The 246-nt window shown below is 49.6% G+C and carries 1 protein-coding gene; it reads right to left on the bottom strand.

Annotation, left to right across the window (positions count from 1 at the left end):
• A partial coding sequence (locus LMC10_RS01435; RefSeq protein ID WP_411377828.1) for a hypothetical protein occupies positions 1-246 on the bottom strand: 246 nt, incomplete at both ends.

Raw genomic sequence — 246 nt, 5'->3', positions numbered from 1 at the left:
TGAGTGCCAGTGAAAGTACTTCGGCTTCAGTAAGCGCAAGTGAAAGCACATCTGCCTCCGTAAGTGCGAGTGAATCAACTTCCGCCTCAGTAAGTGCGAGTGAAAGCACATCTGCCTCAGTAAGTGCGAGTGAAAGTACTTCGGCTTCGGTAAGTGCAAGTGAATCAACATCTGCTTCAGTAAGCGTTAGCGAAAGCACCTCGGCTTCGGTAAGTGCGAGTGAATCCACTTCAGCATCTGTGAGTG

It is taken from the genome of Limosilactobacillus reuteri subsp. simiae (assembly GCF_020784875.1).
GTDB lineage: Bacteria > Bacillota > Bacilli > Lactobacillales > Lactobacillaceae > Limosilactobacillus > Limosilactobacillus reuteri_H.
Note: the sequence above shows the minus strand (reverse complement) of the source record. Positions and strands in the feature narration are given on the sequence as shown.